This window comes from Microbulbifer sp. CAU 1566, assembly GCF_023156515.1.
In the GTDB taxonomy this organism is placed as follows: Bacteria; Pseudomonadota; Gammaproteobacteria; order Pseudomonadales; family Cellvibrionaceae; genus Microbulbifer.
The window spans coordinates 80,252-98,776 of the sequence record NZ_JALNMG010000005.1; the positions used below are offsets into that span (position 1 = coordinate 80,252).

Consider the following 18,525-nt stretch of genomic DNA (forward strand, 5'->3'; position numbering starts at 1 on the left):
AGTATAGGTTCCCCACAGATGGAAGAGCAGTACAACCCCTCCGCAGTCGAAGCCGCCGCCCAGGGCCATTGGGCCGAGCAGAAGAGCTTCGAGGTAAAGGAAGACCCCAGCCGCGACAAGTTCTACTGCCTATCCATGTTCCCCTACCCCAGCGGCAAACTGCATATGGGGCATGTGCGTAACTACACCATCACCGACGTGATCTCCCGCTACCAGCGCATGCAGGGCAAAAACGTCCTGCATCCCATGGGCTGGGACGCCTTCGGCCTGCCGGCGGAGAACGCCGCGATCCAAAACAAGACCGCACCGGCCAAGTGGACCTACTCCAATATCGACTACATGAAGGGCCAGCTGAAGGCCCTCGGCTTCGGTTTCGACTGGTCCCGCGAGCTGGCCACCTGCCAGCCCTCCTACTACCGCTGGGAGCAGTGGTTCTTCACCCGCCTGTACAAGAAAGGCCTGGTGTACAAAAAGAATTCCGCGGTGAACTGGTGCCCCCACGACGCCACCGTGCTGGCCAACGAGCAGGTGGAAGACGGCTGCTGCTGGCGCTGTGGTACCACCGTGGAACGCCGCGAGCTGGCCCAGTGGTTTATCAAGATCACCGACTACGCCGAAGAACTGCTCAAAGACCTGGACCAGCTGCCCGACTGGCCGGAGCAGGTGCGCACCATGCAGCGCAACTGGATTGGCAAGTCCAAGGGCGTCGAGCTGGCCTTCGCGCTGCCGAAGACCATTGCCGGCGTCGACCACTTCGATGTCTACACCACCCGTCCGGACACCCTGATGGGCGTGACCTACGTGTCGCTCGCTGCCGAGCACCCGATCGCGCTGGAGCTGGCCGAGAGCAAGCCCGAACTGAAAGCCTTTATTGCCGAGTGCAAAAAGCAATCCATGTCTGAGGCCGATATGGCCACCATGGACAAGAAAGGCATGGACACCGGCCTCAAGGCCATCCACCCGCTCACCGGCGAAGAAGTGCCGGTGTGGGTCGCCAACTACGTGCTGATGGATTACGGCAGCGGCGCCGTGATGGCGGTCCCCGCGCACGACCAGCGCGACTGGGAATTTGCCAAGAAATACGACCTGCCGATCAAGCAGGTAGTCGCGCCCGCTGGCGACGAATCTATCGACCTGGACAAAGAAGCCTTCACCGAAAAAGGCAACCTGGTGAATTCCGGCGGTTTTGACGGCCTCGACTTTGAAGCCGCCTTCAATGCCATCGCCGACGGCCTGGAAGCTGCCGGAAAGGGCCGCGTGACCACCAACTACCGCCTGCGCGACTGGGGTGTGTCCCGCCAGCGCTACTGGGGCGCACCCATCCCCATGTTCAACCTGGCCGACGGCAGCGAGATCCCGGTCCCGGCCGAGAAACTGCCGATCCTGCTGCCGGAAGACGTGGAGCTGGACGGCGTCACCTCCCCGATCAAGGCCGATCCGGAATGGTGCAAAGACGAGTACAATGGCGAAGCGGTCGAGCGCGAAACCGACACCTTCGACACCTTCATGGAGTCCAGCTGGTACTACGCCCGCTACACCTGCCCCGACTTCGAAGAAGGCATGCTCGACCCGGACCGCGCCAACTACTGGCTGCCGGTGGACCAGTATGTGGGCGGCATCGAACACGCCATCCTGCACCTGCTGTACGCACGCTTCTTCCACAAACTGATGCGCGACGAAGGCCTGGTAAAGAGCGACGAGCCCTTCAAGCGCCTGCTGTGCCAGGGCATGGTATTGGCCGAATCCTTCTACAAAGAAGTCGACGGCCACAAAACCTGGATCGCCCCTACTGCTGTCGACGTAGAGCGCGATGACAAAGGCAAGCCGATCAAAGCCATCGAGCGCGCCACCGGCGAAGAAGTCATCGCCGGCGGCGTGGTGAAAATGTCCAAGTCCAAAAACAACGGCATCGACCCCCACGCAGCGGTTCAGGAATACGGTGCCGACACCGTCCGCCTGTTCACCATGTTCGCCGCGCCCCCCGAGCAAACCCTCGAGTGGCACGACTCCGGCGTGGAAGGCGCCAGCCGCTTCCTGCGCAAACTGTGGAAAACCGTCCACGGCCATATCGAAGCTGGCGATGGCAGCGCGGCAATCGATACCAACGCGCTGTCCGACAAGCAACAACAGCTGCGCCGCAAAACCCACGAAACCATCCAGAAAGTCAGCGACGACTACGGCCGCCGCCAGACCTTCAACACCGCCGTCGCCGCGGTAATGGAACTGCTGAACGAAGTGGGCAAGGTTGCTGAGCGCGACTCCGCCAACGGCCTCGCGGTAGAACGCGAAGCCCTGCAGGCCGCCGTCATGCTGCTGGCCCCGGTTACCCCGCACATCAGCCACGAACTGTGGAATGCGCTGGGCAACTCTGGCGAGCTGGTCGATGCCCAGTGGCCGCAAGTCGATGAAAAAGCGCTGGTGCGCTCCAGTATCACTCTGGTGGTTCAGGTAAACGGCAAACTGCGCGCAAAACTCGAAGCGCCGGCAGACGCCGACAAGGAAACGCTGGAAAAAATGGCGCTGGCGGACGAAAACGTACTGAAATTTACCGAAAGTAAAACCGTACGTAAGGTAATTGTGGTACCAGGAAAGCTGGTCAACATCGTCGCTAATTAAAACGACAGCCGCTTACAAAGCATAAAAACCTGATGCGAAAGCCGGGTGCCGGGTAAGGGTTTTTGAAAGCGTCAGCGACAGGGATGTCGCTGACGCAGCGTACATGGACGTATTCACAGCGGTTTCAAAAACCCTTACCCGGTGCCTGGCTGCCACAGCACCAGCATAAGAACACCCACCTCCGGGCCACAAAATAATTCGGAAGTTTATGAATACTGCAATGCTCCGCACCCTGGTAATTACCATGACCATCGTCACCGCCGCCTGCGGCTGGCAACTCCGCGGCGCACCGAAAAACTTCCCGCCGGGCAGCAAACTCTATATCACCACCGAAAACCCGCGCAGCGACCTGAGTGAAAGCATCACCCGCCTGCTGCAAACCAGCGGCCTGCCGCTTGCCGAAGACGCCACCGAAGCCGACTTCGTCCTTACCGTACACAAAGAAATCGAGCAAAAGCGCACCGTCTCCGTAGACGCCAAAGGCCGCGCCTCCGAATACGAACTCATCACCAGCGCCGAATACAGCGTGCGCGACCGCAACGGCAAATACCTCCTCACCAACGCCCAGGCCGACGTCTACCGCATCCTCCAGTGGGACGAAGACGAAGTCGCCAGTAAAGGCGAAGAAGAACGCCTGCAGCGGGAAGAAATGCGCCGCGAACTCATCAGCCGTATCATCGACCGCCTGCGCCGAATTGAAATCAGCACACCGGTCAGCGACAGCCCCATCGCCCCCTGAACGGCAACAAAGCACTATGGCGCGCATCAACCCCAGACAACTCCCGCAGAGCCTTCGCCAGGGTCTCGCCCCCATTTACGTCGTAACCGGGGACGAACCGCTATTGGTCCAGGAGTGCTGCGACAGCATCCGCGATACGGCCCGTCATCACGGCTTCATTGAACGCGACCTGCTCCACGGCGAAGCCAACTTCGACTGGGGGCTACTGCTCTCCGCCGCAGGCAGCCTCTCCCTGTTTGCCGACAAAAAAATCATTGAACTGCGACTGCCCGGTGGAAAACCCGGCGATAAAGGCAGCAAAGCCCTGCAAGAATTTGCCGATATGGCAAACGAGGAGACACTACTGCTCCTGGTATTGCCAAAACTGGATCGCGCCCAGCTCAACAGCAAATGGGTCAAAGCGCTGGACGCCAAAGGCGTACTGATTCAGATCTGGCCGGTAGATGCCGCAGAAATGCCACGCTGGATTCACCAGCGACTGCGCGCCGCCGGCCTCGACGCCGAACCCGAAGCTATCCAGATACTCGCCGAACGGGTCGAAGGCAACCTGCTGGCCGCCAGCCAGGAAATCGAAAAGCTGAAGCTGCTGGCGCAAGACAATGTCATCAGTGCCGACACCATGAACAACGCCGTCGCCAGCTCGGCACGCTACGACGTTTTCGGCCTGATCGACAAAGCTCTGGCCGCGGACGCCGCCGGCGCGGTGAAAACCCTGCAAGGGCTGCGCGCCGAAGGGGTGGAAGCACCGGTCGTGCTCTGGGCCATCGCCCGGGAGATTCGCACACTGCTGGAAACCCAGCAGAAGCTCGACGAGGGGCAACCACTCAATCGGCTGGTGCGTATTCAGAAGCGCCAACCTCTGATTCAGGCCGCCTGCCAGCGGCTACACCCTCGCCAGCTGGAAAATTTCCTGCTGCGCGCCCGCGCTGTGGACAATGCCATCAAAGGCGGTAAAGAAATGGATCCCTGGGCGGGCCTGCTGGAACTGACGCTCAATCTTTCCGGTAAACGCAGTATCTGACCCGCCCCAACTTGCGCTCGATTGTTTAGCTCAATTGTTTAGCGCGATTTTTCCTGAAAGATGGCGTTCACCAGATCGCCGTCGTCGGTGTCTCCCGGTAATTCCCAGAACATAACGCCGCCGAGCTGATGCTCTTTCGCATAGCGGGTTTTTAGCGCAACCGAATGTGGGTTATCAAAGGTCGCGTAGCGCTGCTCCCCGGCGTGGTAGGCAAACGCCGCTTGTGCGTCCTCATCCCAGGCAACCTGATAACCACGCTCTGTGGTGTAGTCCTGCTCCAGTTCCGCATACTTCAATCCCGGCACGTGCTTGCCGCTCTGGTAGCGACCGTCTTTATCTGGAGCGACACCTTCCCACACCCGGGAATAAAATGCGGCGCCAATCACGATTTTTTGCGCGGGCACACCGGCATCCAACAGAAATTGCACCGCATTGTCGGTGGACTGCTTTTGCGAGTCGGTGGAGTAAATCGGCGTGTGGTGCCCGGTGGTAGTACTGAACCCGTTGACCAGGTCGTAACTCATTACATTGATGTTGTTGACCAGCGGCGTGACCGCCTGCCAATCCAGTGACTTTTGCAGAAACGCATCAAAGCCGCCCGCGGCCACACTCAGCAGATAATCCTGCCCCAATGTTTCCCGAAGCGTTTTCACCAGCGCGGTGAAGTGCTCGCGATCTTCCGCTTTGTAGGGGTGTCCGGGGTGCCCTTCAATAGCGGGGTACTCCCAGTCCAGATCGATACCATCACCACCCACGTCCTTCAACAACGTGTTTACAGAGTCGGCGAACGCAATGCGGTTTTCCTCGGAAGAAAAAACGTCGGAACAGTGCTCACAGCCACCCCAGCCACCCAGTGCAATCAACACATTCAGGTGCGGATACTGCGCCTTTAAAGCAAGAAGGCGAGTGTAGGCTTCCTTTTCGTTTTGCCCTTCCTGTGTCCCTTTATCGTCGCCGTTCACAAAGGAAACCTGATTGCCATCCAGGTAAACAAAGCTGTAGATGACATGGGTCAACTTGTTGAAGTCGTAGCGAGCCAGGTCTGTTCCATCTCCGGTGTAATAACCGATAACGGCAAGTTCACCGGGACTGATCGCCGGTGCCGTGGCGGCATTCCCAGGTTTATTACTGACGTCACTCCCGCCAGTATCCGTTCCGCAACCTCCAAGTGACAGCAACAGGCCCAGTAGCCAAACCATGCGATGTAACGGCATATTTCCTCCAGTGAATGCAATTGAATCAGGCCGACAAAATGTCGACCCGGCTTTGTGTTCGATCAATTCCGGCGCCCAGTGCGCCCCCCAATAAATAAATGTCGCTCTCTTTTGCCACCGCGCCCATACCGTGGCGCCCGGTGGGCATAACACCAGCTCGGCGCCATTCATCGGCGCGCGGGCTGTAACACCACACCTCCCGGTAAGTAATCCAGCGTTCACTGTCCGCGTCGAGTGCCTCCCGGGCTTCTCCACCAAACAGGTAAATTTCACCATTCAGAACCGCCGCTGCCGTTCCCGCTGTGGCGACAGGCAAAGGCCGCACCGGCTCCCATCTATCCGCGGCAGGATCATACCGATCCACCTGCGTCTGATTCTGGTGTGCGCGATCGTAAAGGCGCCCACCCATGACATAGATATGCCCATCGAATACCACGCTGGCCGCGGAATTGCGCCCTAGCGGCAAAGGGGCAGCCTCTTCCCAGTGGGCACCGCTCAGCGACCAGTGGCGCCCGGTATCTCCTTCCGGCGTGCGGCCAGCAATGACGTGCAACGCACCATCACTGCAGGCATAACAGGATTCCGCCTGAGGAACCGGCAATTTAGGCCCCTCTTGCCAACCCTCCTCACCGGCACGCCAGCGAACGACAACATCCGAAAACTGCCAGGGGTCCTGCTTGTCTGCGGCAAAGCCACCGATGCCATAGAGGTATTCACCATCGGCGACCAGACCGAGGTGGTGGCGCGCAACGGGTAGCTGCGGAATCGCCTCCCATTCTTTTCGCGCAGACGCGAAGCGAAAGACTTGTCGCATTGGCGCCAGACTCCCCATCACTCCGTACCCCGGATCGGCCAGGCCCAGCCCGCCGCCCACGTATATCTCCCCGCGATAAACTGCCGGATATATTTCCTGCATTGCCAGCGGCAGGGGCACGCCGCTGTGCCAGCGCAAAGGTTCTCGCGCGGGCATGCCCGCGAACCCGGTGGCGCCCCGCAACAACAGGCAGCCTGCGACACCGCTGATGAACTGTCTCCGATACACCTTCGCCTCCTTTCCAATCCCTTTCCAATCCCTTTCTGTTCACCGCTCCCGTTACAGCAGCCGAATAGTACTGCTTGGTCACAACGTGTAACAACGCTGTCAAAAAAAGATTTTGCAGCGCTCGTACTGTTTTATCCGACTCGGGGTCCCTTTGAGCGCCCCGGCAAAGACCGGGGTCACAAAAAGGCAAGTCACTGAAAAGACAATGGCACTAGGATTAACTTCAGAATCCGCCGGCAGACGTAAGATATTGCCAGCACCCCCAAAGTGCTCCGGAGTGACCCAAGAAAAAAGTGAGAAATGCCATGTCATCCAAGTCCACAACCTCCGATCTCGCCAGCACCCACTCGGTTTTCAACCAACCCAAACCGCTGTCCGGTCACAACCTGTATGCGGGCGACAACGCCCTGCGCGATGCCGTGCTCAACACGGGCGGGCACTGGGCGGAAGATGACCTGCAGCGCTACGGCGAAATCTGTGGACGCCCGGAGTGGATCGAGCGCGGCTTTCAGGCCAATGCCCACAAGCCGGAGTTTGATTCCCACGACCGGGTGGGCAATCGCATCGACCAGGTGAACTACCACCCCGCTTACCACCAGCTGATGCAGCTGGCGCTGAGCGAGGGACTGCACTCCTCGCCGTGGACTGATCCAAAGCCCGGGGCCCACGTGGTGCGCGCCGCCAAATACTATCTGCACAGCCAGGTGGAATCCGGCCACGGCTGTCCGGTGACTATGACCTTTGCTTCCGTTCCGTCTATCAAGCTCAGCCCCGAGCTGGCAAAAGAGTGGCTGCCGAAAATTACCGACCGCGGCTACGACCCCAGCAACCGCCCACACACGGAAAAAGCTACGGTCACTATCGGCATGGGCATGACCGAAAAACAGGGCGGTTCCGATGTCCGCGCCAACACCACCACTGCCACGCCACAGGGTGACGGCAGCTACGCACTGGTGGGCCACAAATGGTTTACCTCGGCGCCCATGTGCGACGCCTTTCTGGTTTTGGCCCAGACGGAGGCAGGGCTGAGTTGTTTTCTGGTGCCCCGCTGGTGCCCGGACGGCAGCAAAAATCCGATTCAGGTACAGCGGCTGAAAAACAAAGCCGGCAACGTCTCCAACGCCTCGTCGGAAATCGAATTGCGCGGCGCGCTGGGTTGGCTGGTGGGAGAGGAAGGACGCGGAGTACCGGCCATCATTGAAATGGTTTCCGCCACCCGCTTCGACTGCATGATCGGGTCCAGCGGCGGCCAGCGGCAGGCAGTAGTACAGGCGATTTACCACGCATCCCAGCGCAGCGCTTTTGGCAAATCCCTGATCGACCAGTCACTGATGCAGAACGTACTGGCGGACCTGCAATTGGAAGTGGAAGGCTCCATCGCCATGACCATGCGCATGGCCCAGGCGATGGACCATCTGGACGACGAGCAGCAAAAGCTGCTGATGCGTCTCGGCACCGCGGTCGGGAAATACTGGATCTGTAAGCGCACCCCCCATCACGCCTATGAAGCAATGGAGTGTCTCGGCGGCAACGGCGTGATCGAAGATTTCATTACCGCCCGCCTCTACCGCGACGCCCCCATCAATGCGATCTGGGAGGGCTCCGGTAATATCCAGGCGCTGGACGTGCTGCGCGCATTGGCGAAAACCCCAGAGGTTCTCATCAACTGGTATGACGTGTTGGATGAAAGTAAGGGCAACGATCTGCGTTACGACAGAGCCCTTGCCCAGCTGAAAAACCAGCTCGCCGATAGGCATCACATCGAGTATCGGGCCCGTCACCTGGTAGATCAGCTGGCACTGACGATGCAGGCAAACCTGCTGATGCAAAGTCGCAACAGCGCAGTGGCGGAGGCTTTTATCGCGTCGCGACTCGGCACGCAAGGCGTCGGCAACACCGGTACCCTGCCCGTTGGCGTGGATGTCACGACCATAATCGAACGCGGCAATCCGCTGGTCAGCTGAGTCACACCCAATATCTACTTTTCATGTTCAGGGTGCCAATTAAGGCGCCCTGAAATCTCCGGCACTGCCTTCCTGAAACCCATTTTGTGCAAAACCCTTGGTGCGCAAAACCGTGTTGCCCAAAACCCATGTTGCGCACATGCGACACTTGTCGCATACTAACCCCACACGTCACAAGCCCCCGAACAAGGCATTCCCCAATGAAGCCACAGCCCTCAGCAACGGAGCTCGCCATCCTCAAGGCGCTCTGGCAGCAGTCGCCCTTAAGCGCCCGCGAAATTCACCTGCGCATTGAAGAGCAACTGGGCTGGTCCTACTCATCCACCCGCAAAACCCTGGATCGCATGCAGGACAAAGGTTTACTGCACGCCTTTGAAGTCCACGGACTGAAAGTGTTCGAGGCCGAAGCGGATAAAGTGGAAACGCTGGCGGCCTATGCACGGGATTTCGCCGAGCGCGTACTGGAAATCAAGGGGCCGGTACCCGCCTCTTTTTTCGCGGGCAGCGACTTGCTGAGCGAGGTCGAGCTTAAGGAACTGGAATTGCTGTTGGCCAGGGAAAACAAAGATGACGGAACAGCAGAGGGAGCAACAGAGGGCTCAGCAGATGATTGAATGGCTCGCGCAACTCGCCCTGTCCAGCGCCATCAGCCTTGCCATTGGCGCCTTAATGCTAGGCCTGTTGGTATTGCTGGCCCGTCACCTGCACTGGCTAAATAACTGGCGCGAACCCTGGCTGGCCGCAGCGGTACTCACCTTTGCCAGCTTTTGCCTGGGTTTCCTGCCCACCATGCACCACCCCGCCACTATCGAACTGAGCCTGCCCGCGGTTGCAAACCTGCCTCAGGACAGCAATGAGGCCACCGCGCTCGCTGCAGGTCAGGATCACAAGACTTTCTTCTGGCAGGGGTGGTTAGTCGCGTGGGGGGCAATCTGGGCCCTGGGGGCGACTATCCATCTCGGGCGTTTGCTGCTCGGCCAGCGACGGCTCGCCAGGCTGCTGCGCCAGGGCAAGCCGCTACCCGTCAATGGGGAACTCGCGCAACACCTGGGGGTACGGAACCCGCCAGACGGGCTGAAACTGGTGCTGGTGGACGCGCGGGTTTCCCCCTTTGCCTGCAGCTTTCCAACTCCCACCCTGGTACTCAGCCAATGGGCACTCGACGAGCTGTCACTGGCACAAATCCGACTGGTAGTGGGTCATGAGCTGACGCACCTGGCGCGGCGCGATCCGATGGCAGTACTGGCACTGCAGTGGATGACGGCCCTGCTCTGGTTCAACTGGCCGCTAAAGAAACTGGCAAAACGGACGCTGGACGCCCTGGAGCAGGGCTGTGATGAAGAGGTACTCAGAAAAGAAAACCAAAACGGGCGAAGGGCCTATGCAGACGCAATGCTGAAGACCCTTCGCCACACCGCGACAGCTCACGGCAATAATCCCGTCGCGGCCTTCTCAACGCAAAACCAAAGGAGCTTCACCTTGAGAATCCGTAACATTCTGAACGGCAAACCCGGCGCCGGCAAGCGCTCAAATGGCACCCTGTGGTCTCTGACCCTGGCCAGTGGTCTGTTGGTTCTGGGGTTGCAACCCCAGCTGGCGCAGGCCGGCAAAGCCCTGGAGGCCTTCATAAACCCGCTGCCAGAGGCCAAGGTCACCTCGGGGTTTGGTATGAGGCCCTGGCCCATCAAAGACGCAAAATATAAGGAGAAACGCCTGCACAAAGGGATAGACCTGGCGGCGCCCAGGGGTACCCAGATACAGGTACCGGGCTCAGGCGTGGTCACTTTCTCAGGCACCAAAGGCGCTCGTGGTGAAGTGGTGATCATCGACCACGGGGATGGCCTGGAAACCCTCTACGCCCATCTCGACAAACGCCTGGTGAACAAAGGCGATGTCGTCGAGCAGGGGCAAATCCTTGGCCTGGTAGGCAGTACCGGCAAAGCCACTGGCCCCCATTTACACTGGGAGCTACGCCGTGACGGCCAGGTGATCGACCCGGCCAGCCAGGTGCCAATGCAGGCAAAGCACCCGGTGATGGTGCTGGCAAACCAGTAAAAGAAGTCGAGGCGCCTGCGGGCGCCTCTTCTAATTTCTGACTCAAGCGCATGAACAACTACGACAATCAGTAAAAGCTATAGCGCACGCCGAACTGACCGCGCGCACCGTAGTACTCCACCTGCTTCGGTCGATCTTCACTGCCAATGTAATAGGTCAGCGGTTCATCCGTCAGGTTGATCGCTTCTGCAAAGATGACAAGTCGATCATTGACGGTGTAGTTCGCACTCAAATCCAGACTGGTGTATTTGCCGTAGAACTGATCTTCATCCGCATTACCACCGTGCTCTTCCACGTACTCGTCCTTGTGGTTCTGAGCCAGGCGCAGTGAGAAATCGCCATCGTCGTAGTAAACAGAGAAGTTGTGCAACAGGTCTGCCTGACGGGCAATGGGTACCGCTTCGTCACGACCCGGGATGGTCATTTCGGAATCCATCACAGTCACGTTCGCAGACACACCCAGGTTGGCCAGTGGGCCGGGGAGAAAGTCCAGCTTGCGCACCAGGTTAAATTCGAATCCACGCAGCCAGGCGTCATCACCATTTTCCGGGCGGTAGATATCCACACCGGTGTTACCGTTGTAGCTACCTTCCTGCACGGATTCGAAAATCGGGTCGGTAATGTCTTTATAGAAGAACCCGGCCGAAGCCACACCGGCGTCACCAAAATAGTGCTCGTAGATGGCATCCAGGTTCCAGGAGTAAGTGGGCTCCAGCTCGGCGTTGCCTCCCAGGAACTCGTTGTCGTGTTCGGCGTAGTAACCACCCGGGTTCAGGTCGCCAAAGTTCGGGCGCGCGAAGGTCCGGGTCACGGCCAGACGCAGATTGCTGTCATCATTCAGTGCATATTTCAGGTGTGCGGACGGCAATACCGACAGGTAGTCTTTTTCGCCATTAAATGGCTCCAGGCGACCTTCCCCGTTTTCGTCTTCCACATATACCTGACTATCCACTTCGGTAGTGGTCTGGGTCAGGCGCAAGCCTGCGACGATCGTGGTGCGGTCGTTCAACTGGTAGGTGGCCATACCGTAACCGGAGAGGTGCTGCTCGGCGAGGTCGAAGTTACGACCCAACGCAGCACCGTTGCTGACCAATGCAGATTCATCCTCCACAAGTGCAAACTGTTCGCGATTCTCATTCCAGAAACGCTCCAGGTCCGACATAGACGCAACCTGAGAGAACTGGGATGCGTAATCGACATTAATGTCAGACAGGTAGTCATTGCGCCCGGGCTGGTTCGAAAGCGCGAAGTCAGACAGGTACACCGGGTTGTCACCGGTCCACTCGTAGAACTCGTCAGCGAAAATGGATACACGCTCCTTGTCGCGGTATTTCATCCCCAATTTCAGCTCCAGCTCGCTGGAAAGCGCACTGGTGAAATCTACAGACGCAACGATTTTATCTTTTTCGTTGACGTAAACCTTGTACAACTCCACCCAGGACAGTGCAGCCTGTGCCGGATCCATAACAAAACCATCGGGCAGATGGGTAGAAATCGCATTCGCGGGATCATTACCGCCGTCGATTTCGTTATACACCAGACCGTCTTCCGCCAGCCCTTCGTAGCCGACTTCCTTCTGGTCGAAGCGCATCACAAAATAGGAACGATCTTTGCCATTTGGAATATTGCCGTAACGGAACTCGTTGTCGTAGCTGGCCAGGCTCCAATCGACTTTTGCGGTTTCACTCAGGTCGTGCTCACCACCGAACTCAACACCTTTCATTTCGGTGATCAGTTCGTTGTGAATATGCTGGAGTTCCACGCGATCTTTGTCGAAGCGCAGTCGATGCTTGTAGTGAGTCTCTTCGTCAGAAAGGGTGCCGTACAGACCGCGCACGAAAACGCGATCGTCATCGCTGAAGTTGTATTCGGCTCCCAGGTTCATCCCCAAGGTTTCACGGTTACCGATATAGTCCCGCAGTTCCAGCCGGTAGATACCATTGCCATCGCGACGCGGCTCGAAGTTATCGGTAGCCCAATCCCGGCTCCAGCCGGTCACATTAATCAGGTAACCAAATTTTTCATCTTCGGAACGATCGCCGTACAGCAGGTTCATCGACTTGATGTCGCCGTCGGCTTTATCGGCAATACCACCACCTACAGACACCTGCAGCGTGCGCTCATCCGGAGCGGTGCGGGTAATAAAATTGACATTACCGCCGATGGCATCCCCTTCCTGATCTGCAGTAACCGCTTTGGTCACCTCAATACGTTCAATCAGCTCGGAAGGAAAAAAGTCGAATGCCGTTGCCCGGGAGGTTGTCTCTTCTTCCGCGGACGGTAAGCGGTGGCCATTGAGGCTGGCAGAACTCCACTCGGAAGGCAGACCGCGGACAGCCACGAAACGCCCCTCGCCCTGATCACGTTCGATAGAAACGCCAGAAACACGCTGAACGGCTTCCGCGGCGTTGCGGTCAGGGAGCTTGCCAATGCCATCGGCGGATACGATGTTTACAATACGATCTGATGCGCGCTGCAGACCAAGCGCGCGCAACTCGGTATCAAACATGTTGCCGAGCACAACAATCTCTTCGATGTTGCCAGTCTGGCTTTCACCAGCTGCTTCCATTTTCAGCGCATCAGATTCACTGGTGCTTTCCTGTGCGTACACACCCTGCGTAACAGCCAGTGCAATGGCTGCTGGCAATAGCTTAAGACGATTCATCGTCTGCCCCCTGTGTTATCAGTAAAAAGATCTGGTCATTTGTGTATTCATTGCCCGCCCAAATCTGGACTAGACCAGAATCCTAATAGCGACCTGTGACGCTTTTGTAACAGGAGTATTAATTTTGGTTACAAAGCCGTTCCGCAACAAAGAGCCCACCGAAGAGCCCACCGAAGAGCGTCACATGTCGGTCACCAAACTGAAACTTTCCGCCTCTAATATTTGGTCTAGACCAGATTTCAAAATGCAACGGGGAATTCACTGGTGTCGCTCACAGATATCGTCCGCTCCGCTCAACCGGCCTTGAGAGAAAGGCTCAGTACCCTGGCGCTGATCGCTTTTTCGGGGTTTGCCGCCTTTTCGACCTACTTCTGTATGTACGCCTTTCGCAAACCATTCAGCGCGGCGACGTATAGCGATATTGAAGGTTGGCAGTTTGCGATGGACTACAAGACCGCGCTGATCATCGCGCAGGTACTCGGCTATGCCCTGTCCAAGTTTGCCGGCATTAAAATCATCTCTGAAATGCAGCCACAACGCAGGGCGAAAATGCTGGTTGCCCTGGTACTGGCGAGCCATCTGGCTCTGATCGGGTTCGCACTGGTACCCGCGCCATTTAATGTGGCCATGCTGTTTTTGAACGGTATTCCGCTGGGGATGGTGTGGGGGCTGGTCTTCAGCTATCTCGAGGGGCGAAGAGTTACCGAAGCCCTGGGAGCGATTCTTTGTGCCGCCTTGATTGTCTCTTCCGGTGCAGTAAAAGCGGTCGCTGCCTATTTGATGCTGAACTGGGGCGTAGCAGAGATATGGATGCCAGCGCTTGCCGGTGCGCTGTTTATTCCTCCGCTCGTCGTTTCTGTATGGCTGCTGGCAAAAACACCGGCGCCCAGTGAAAGGGACATGGCGGCCCGTAAGCCCCGTCCGCCAATGAACGCTGCCATGCGCGGTGCCTTGCTAAATGAAACAGGGTTTGGACTTACCGCATTGATTGCGGTCTACGTATTCCTTACCGCTTTCCGGGATTTCACCGACAATTTCGCTGCAGAACTGTGGATAACATTGGGCTATGGCGAAGCACCAGAAATCTTCCTGACCAGTACCTTGCCCGTCACGCTGGTTGTACTGGGCAGCCTCTGGCTACTCATGTTTATTCGCAACAATTACCTGGCATTGGTATGTAACCAGCTGGTGGTAGCAGCCGGTGGTCTGATTTGTGTACTGGCGACATTCACATTCGAACGGCAACTGATGAGCGGCGCCGCCTGGATGATCGCCGTCAACACCGGCTTGTATATGGGATTCATTCCGTTCAATTGCCTTTTGTTTGAACGGCTGGTAGCCAGCACCCGCTCACTTGCGAACGCCGGATTCCTGATCTATCTCGCCGATGCCTCGGGTTACGCCGGCAGCATTCTGGTTCTTCTCTATAAAACCTTCGCGCAACCGGATCTGGAGTGGCTGCCGTTTACGTTGCAGTTCAGTTATGCCGTTGGCTTTACCTGTATGGGGCTGATCCTGTTCTCTCTGATGTATTTCCGCAGGCTAAACCCCACACGACAGCTGACTTTGCGCGAAGGGCCCGGCGTTCGCATTGCGGGAACATAATTGATTTCGTTCATTTACAACATTTACAACACTGACAACATCGAAGTTTTGCTTATGAAATTTGACATTGCCATTGTCGGCGCAGGTGTACTCGGTAGCTTTGCGGCGCTGGAGGCCTTAGAGGCAGGTAAAAAGGTTCTGTTGATTGAAGCGGGTCAAACCGCACGCGGTGCCACCGTGCGCAATTTTGGTCAACTGGTGGCTTCGGGCATGGCGCTGGGGAAATGGCGTGACCTGGGGATTCGTTCACTGGCCATTTATAAAAAGCTTCAGCCCCTGGTCGAAGGTGCAATCTGGCAGCAGGGTTCAACTTATATTGCCTCTACCGCTGAAGAAGCGACCCTCCTCGAGGAAATGTATTTAATCAACCGGGCACAGGGGTACCCATCAAAGCTGTTAACACCCGCACAATGCCAGGAAAGGTTTCCAGGGCTGCGAGCAGATTATTGTCACGGCGGTCTCTACTACCCGGAAGAAATGAGTGCTGAAAGTGGCCAGTTGATGCCGCGATTGTGGTCGTTGCTGAGTGCCAATCCCTCCCTGACCTTAAAAAACGTAACCCTGGTTCGCGAAATCAAGGAGACGGCAGGCGGTACGGAGATCATCACCAGTGGCAACGAAAAATATTTAGCGGACAGGGTATTGATTTGCTGTGGGCATCAGCTGTCGCAACTTTATCCACAGGTTACCCAAACCCCAGATATGAAACTGTGCAAGTTGCAGATGTTACGCACCGAGCCCTACCCCGGCACCCGCCTCCCGGGCAACCTCCTGACAGGTCTTACGATTCGGCGATACGAAGCCTTCCAAAGCTGCCCGAGTTTTCAAAATTTACCGCAATCTACTGTCGATCCACGATGCGCACAGCTGGGTATTCACATGCTTTTCCGACAGTCGGAAGACGGCAGCATCATCGTTGGTGACTCCCACGAATATTTCGACAGTCGGGACGTTCACTCCATCGATTACGAAGTACGTGAAGATATCAACCAGCTGATGCTGGACGAAGCCAAGAATATTTTCGCCTTGCCACACTGGCGAATCAGTCGCAGCTGGAACGGCTATTACAGCCAGGATATGAGTGCCAACAAAGTGCTATTGCGCTCCATTTCCGACAACATCCACTTGGCTACCGGCATCGGAGGGAAAGGTATGACGACAGGCCCCGCCCTCATGCGGGACGCTGTCCAACAGATACTTCGTGGCGGCGCGTTAGAAGGGTTAGAGGCCTTGCATGCACACTCTGTCACCTGACCGGCTCAGAAAAAGCGAACACGCCATTAATACCCTGCGGAAATTGTTTGCTCGCTTTGGAAGCCTCACTCTCGGAGAGTACTGCAGCCAACAGGAACACGCTCGCCAGTGCGCGACGCTAGCGCAGCTGCAGGGTAGCGAGCGGTCTCTGATCTGTGCGGCCTTTCTCCACGATATCGGGCATCTACAGGCGCTGGATGCCAATATCCCCGGCACCGGTGCGGAAGGTCACCCGGATCATGATCGCATCGGAGCCCAACTGCTGCGCGAACTGGGATTCTCGGCAGCGGTTTACCAGCCTGTTGCGAAGCACGTTGAGGCCAAGCGGTATCTGGCAGGAGCTGAAGCGGAATACCAGGACAAGCTCAGCCGAACCAGCGAAAACAGCCTGAATATTCAGGGAGGAGCAATGTGTGCAGTGGCGCGGGGAGAGTTTCTCCAGTCGCCTTATGCCCGCGAAGCCATTCAGTTGCGCCGCTGGGATGAAGGCGGCAAGCAACAGAAACTGGAGATTCCCGGGATGGAATACTGGCTTTCCCTTTGCCAGGAAGAACTTTAAGCAGCTTCAAAAATGTCACCAACTTCCATATCTATTTTCGAATTCACGCAGTAAAAATGCAGGACTAAAATATGTCACATTCACTCCAAGCGATCATTTTTGACTGGGCCGGCACCCTGGTTGATTTCGGCTCCCGCGCGCCACTCAGTGCCTTCATGCAAGTGTTTGCGAACGCCGGTATCGAAATTACCGAAGCCGAGACCCGCGCGCCCATGGGAACCGAAAAGCAGGAGCATATCCGCCGCCTGATGCAGATTCCGCGTATCCGCGATGCCTGGCTTTCTGCCAATGGCCAGCTTCCCACCGAGGACGACGTGGCTCAGCTCTATGCCAACCTGGGCCCCGTACAACAGGCAGCCATTGACCAGCATTGTGAAATCGTACCCGGTGCCCGACGTGCATTTGATATTGCCCGCGAACGCGGCCTGAAAATCGGCACCACCACCGGTTACAGCCGTCATATGATCGAGGGTATGCTGGTAGCGGCTGCAAACCAGGGTTTGAATCCAGACTCGGTTGTGGCTGCCGACGAGGCGCCCGGTGCCCGACCGGGCCCTGCCGCTGCGCTCAAGACCGTTATCGACCTGCGAATCCCCTCGGTGAGAAGCTGCGTCAAAGTCGATGACACCGAGCCCGGTATCGCCGAGGGCCTGAATGCCGGAATGTGGACCATTGCCGTCGTCTGCAGCGGTAATGCGCTTGGTTACTCCCAATCGCAGTGGCAGTCACTGAGCAAGCCCGAGCAGTCTGCACAGAAGGCTCGCGCCTATCGCTCGCTGGAGTCCTGCGGTGCCCACTACCTGATCGACGATGTGTCGCAGCTGGAACCGGTGCTGGTGGACATCAATCGCCGCCTCGCACTGGGAGAAACACCGTAACGGCACGCCGCTACGGTGCCCTCTTCCTTTCATCTGATCTCGTCCTTTCCCAACCTGACGCCACTACGGCGTTGGGTTAGGATAGGGATCACGATATCCATTGATAACCTTTGAGTGCTGTACCCGTGTCCCTTGCTTACGACGACATCAAGACGCATATCAGCGGACTGATCAACAGCAACCGCCTTGCAGCGAACGACAAGTTGCCCTCTGAAAGGGAGCTTGCGGAGCATCTGAGACTTACCCGAATTACCTTGCGGGATGGACTGAATCGACTGGAAGGCGAAGGCCTGATCTATCGCCAGAACCGCAGAGGTTGGTTCGTCGCGCCACAACGGTTTGTGATGAGACCGGCACACAAGGTCGACTTCAACCAGATCGCAGAGCAACAGGGGTTTTTACCGTCAACCCAGGTTTTGCAATTGCGCAAACAGCAGCAGCGCAAGGATATCTATCAGGCCTTCGGGCTCGAGAAAAGCACGCGTTTTTACGCGCTTCGTCGGGTGCGCTACCTGGATGGCCGAGCGGTGATGGTGGAAGACAGCTATATGCCATTGGAAAGTTACCCACAGCTTGACGAGTCTGATCTGTCCGGATCCGTCACTGCCGTACTGAAGTCTCGATTTTCCGTTAGCGTCAGCCGTGAGTTCTGCAATATTCAGATGGGGCACCTGGAAGAAGAATACGCAGCCCCCCTGAGCATCCATACTGGCGCACTGGGACTAAAGATACTGCGTCTCCGCTACGATCAGAACGACCAACTGATTGACTACAATGTCGAGCACTGGCTACCCCATGCCATTGAAATGGAAGTCACTACCCGCTGATTTTTTCACAGCTCAGTTCCCCTTCCTTTCTCGTGGTTACTGAATAACTTCGCCCTACCGATTTCTATTTTTATTACGTATAGACC

The 18,525-nt window shown here is 57.2% G+C and carries 14 protein-coding genes; 11 read left to right on the plus strand and 3 right to left on the minus strand.

What is annotated here, in order from left to right:
* The first annotated feature begins 18 nt into the window (after positions 1 to 18).
* From leuS to holA, 3 genes are all read left to right on the plus strand, one after another.
* A complete protein-coding gene (gene leuS / locus M0G74_RS13280; protein ID WP_248217909.1) occupies positions 19 to 2,616 on the plus strand; it encodes a leucine--tRNA ligase in 2,598 nt (865 codons plus the stop codon).
* Positions 2,617 to 2,824: 208 nt separating this feature from the next.
* Positions 2,825 to 3,355: an LPS assembly lipoprotein LptE gene (gene lptE, locus M0G74_RS13285; protein WP_248217915.1), complete on the plus strand. Its 531-nt coding sequence runs from the start codon at positions 2,825 to 2,827 to the stop codon at positions 3,353 to 3,355.
* 16 nt (positions 3,356 to 3,371) lie between these two features.
* On the plus strand, positions 3,372 to 4,376 hold the full coding sequence (holA, locus tag M0G74_RS13290; RefSeq protein WP_248217918.1) for a DNA polymerase III subunit delta: 1,005 nt from the start codon (positions 3,372 to 3,374) through the stop codon (positions 4,374 to 4,376).
* Positions 4,377 to 4,414: 38 nt separating this feature from the next.
* On the opposite strand, the gene M0G74_RS13295 is transcribed toward holA, so the two are convergent.
* On the minus strand, positions 4,415 to 5,590 hold the full coding sequence (locus M0G74_RS13295) for a glycoside hydrolase family 18 protein (RefSeq protein ID WP_248217919.1): 1,176 nt from the start codon (positions 5,588 to 5,590) through the stop codon (positions 4,415 to 4,417).
* Positions 5,591 to 5,615: 25 nt separating this feature from the next.
* Positions 5,616 to 6,632, minus strand: a complete 1,017-nt coding sequence (locus M0G74_RS13300; protein ID WP_248217921.1) for a kelch-like protein — start codon at positions 6,630 to 6,632, stop codon at positions 5,616 to 5,618.
* Between the two features lie 305 nt (positions 6,633 to 6,937).
* On the opposite strand from M0G74_RS13300, the gene M0G74_RS13305 reads away from it, so the two are divergent.
* From M0G74_RS13305 to M0G74_RS13315, 3 genes are all read left to right on the plus strand, one after another.
* Positions 6,938 to 8,596 carry an acyl-CoA dehydrogenase family protein gene (locus M0G74_RS13305; RefSeq protein WP_248217923.1) on the plus strand — a complete coding sequence of 553 codons (1,659 nt, stop codon included), beginning with the start codon at positions 6,938 to 6,940 and terminating at the stop codon, positions 8,594 to 8,596.
* A gap of 200 nt (positions 8,597 to 8,796) precedes the next feature.
* Positions 8,797 to 9,210 carry a BlaI/MecI/CopY family transcriptional regulator gene (locus M0G74_RS13310; protein ID WP_248217927.1) on the plus strand — a complete coding sequence of 138 codons (414 nt, stop codon included), beginning with the start codon at positions 8,797 to 8,799 and terminating at the stop codon, positions 9,208 to 9,210.
* Positions 9,164 to 10,651, plus strand: coding sequence for a M23/M56 family metallopeptidase (locus M0G74_RS13315; protein WP_248217930.1), 1,488 nt, complete (start codon positions 9,164 to 9,166; stop codon positions 10,649 to 10,651). The genes M0G74_RS13310 and M0G74_RS13315 overlap by 47 nt, the downstream gene beginning before the upstream one ends.
* 67 nt (positions 10,652 to 10,718) lie before the next feature.
* Here the strand turns inward: M0G74_RS13315 and M0G74_RS13320 are convergent, their stop codons facing one another.
* Positions 10,719 to 13,316 (minus strand): TonB-dependent receptor, encoded by a 2,598-nt coding sequence (locus M0G74_RS13320; protein ID WP_248217932.1) that lies wholly within the window; start codon positions 13,314 to 13,316, stop codon positions 10,719 to 10,721.
* A gap of 264 nt (positions 13,317 to 13,580) precedes the next feature.
* Here M0G74_RS13320 and M0G74_RS13325 point away from each other — a divergent pair, with 264 nt between their 5' ends.
* From M0G74_RS13325 to M0G74_RS13345, 5 genes are all read left to right on the plus strand, one after another.
* Positions 13,581 to 14,921, plus strand: coding sequence for a DUF5690 family protein (locus M0G74_RS13325; protein WP_248217934.1), 1,341 nt, complete (start codon positions 13,581 to 13,583; stop codon positions 14,919 to 14,921).
* The gene (locus M0G74_RS13330) at positions 14,922 to 16,175 is read left to right on the plus strand and encodes a TIGR03364 family FAD-dependent oxidoreductase (protein ID WP_248217936.1); all 1,254 of its coding nucleotides are present in this window, start codon (positions 14,922 to 14,924) and stop codon (positions 16,173 to 16,175) included.
* Positions 16,156 to 16,734 (plus strand): HD domain-containing protein, encoded by a 579-nt coding sequence (locus M0G74_RS13335; RefSeq protein ID WP_248217938.1) that lies wholly within the window; start codon positions 16,156 to 16,158, stop codon positions 16,732 to 16,734. Before M0G74_RS13330 ends, M0G74_RS13335 begins: the two co-directional genes overlap by 20 nt.
* Before the next feature lie 71 nt (positions 16,735 to 16,805).
* Positions 16,806 to 17,612: a phosphonoacetaldehyde hydrolase gene (phnX, locus tag M0G74_RS13340; RefSeq protein WP_248217940.1), complete on the plus strand. Its 807-nt coding sequence runs from the start codon at positions 16,806 to 16,808 to the stop codon at positions 17,610 to 17,612.
* Between the two features lie 125 nt (positions 17,613 to 17,737).
* On the plus strand, positions 17,738 to 18,439 hold the full coding sequence (locus M0G74_RS13345) for a UTRA domain-containing protein (RefSeq protein WP_248217942.1): 702 nt from the start codon (positions 17,738 to 17,740) through the stop codon (positions 18,437 to 18,439).
* The last annotated feature ends 86 nt before the right edge of the window (positions 18,440 to 18,525 follow it).

Excerpts from the sequence above, each read along its gene's own strand:
- leuS (WP_248217909.1), top strand. The coding sequence starts at position 19 with ATGGAAGAGCAGTACAACCCCTCCGCAGTCGAAGCCGCCGCCCAGGGC.
- lptE (WP_248217915.1), top strand. The coding sequence starts at position 2,825 with ATGAATACTGCAATGCTCCGCACCCTGGTAATTACCATGACCATCGTC.
- holA (WP_248217918.1), top strand. The coding sequence starts at position 3,372 with ATGGCGCGCATCAACCCCAGACAACTCCCGCAGAGCCTTCGCCAGGGT.
- M0G74_RS13295 (WP_248217919.1), bottom strand. The coding sequence starts at position 5,590 with ATGCCGTTACATCGCATGGTTTGGCTACTGGGCCTGTTGCTGTCACTT.
- M0G74_RS13305 (WP_248217923.1), top strand. The coding sequence starts at position 6,938 with ATGTCATCCAAGTCCACAACCTCCGATCTCGCCAGCACCCACTCGGTT.
- M0G74_RS13310 (WP_248217927.1), top strand. The coding sequence starts at position 8,797 with ATGAAGCCACAGCCCTCAGCAACGGAGCTCGCCATCCTCAAGGCGCTC.
- M0G74_RS13315 (WP_248217930.1), top strand. The coding sequence starts at position 9,164 with ATGACGGAACAGCAGAGGGAGCAACAGAGGGCTCAGCAGATGATTGAA.
- M0G74_RS13320 (WP_248217932.1), bottom strand. The coding sequence starts at position 13,316 with ATGAATCGTCTTAAGCTATTGCCAGCAGCCATTGCACTGGCTGTTACG.
- M0G74_RS13335 (WP_248217938.1), top strand. The coding sequence starts at position 16,156 with ATGCACACTCTGTCACCTGACCGGCTCAGAAAAAGCGAACACGCCATT.
- phnX (WP_248217940.1), top strand. The coding sequence starts at position 16,806 with ATGTCACATTCACTCCAAGCGATCATTTTTGACTGGGCCGGCACCCTG.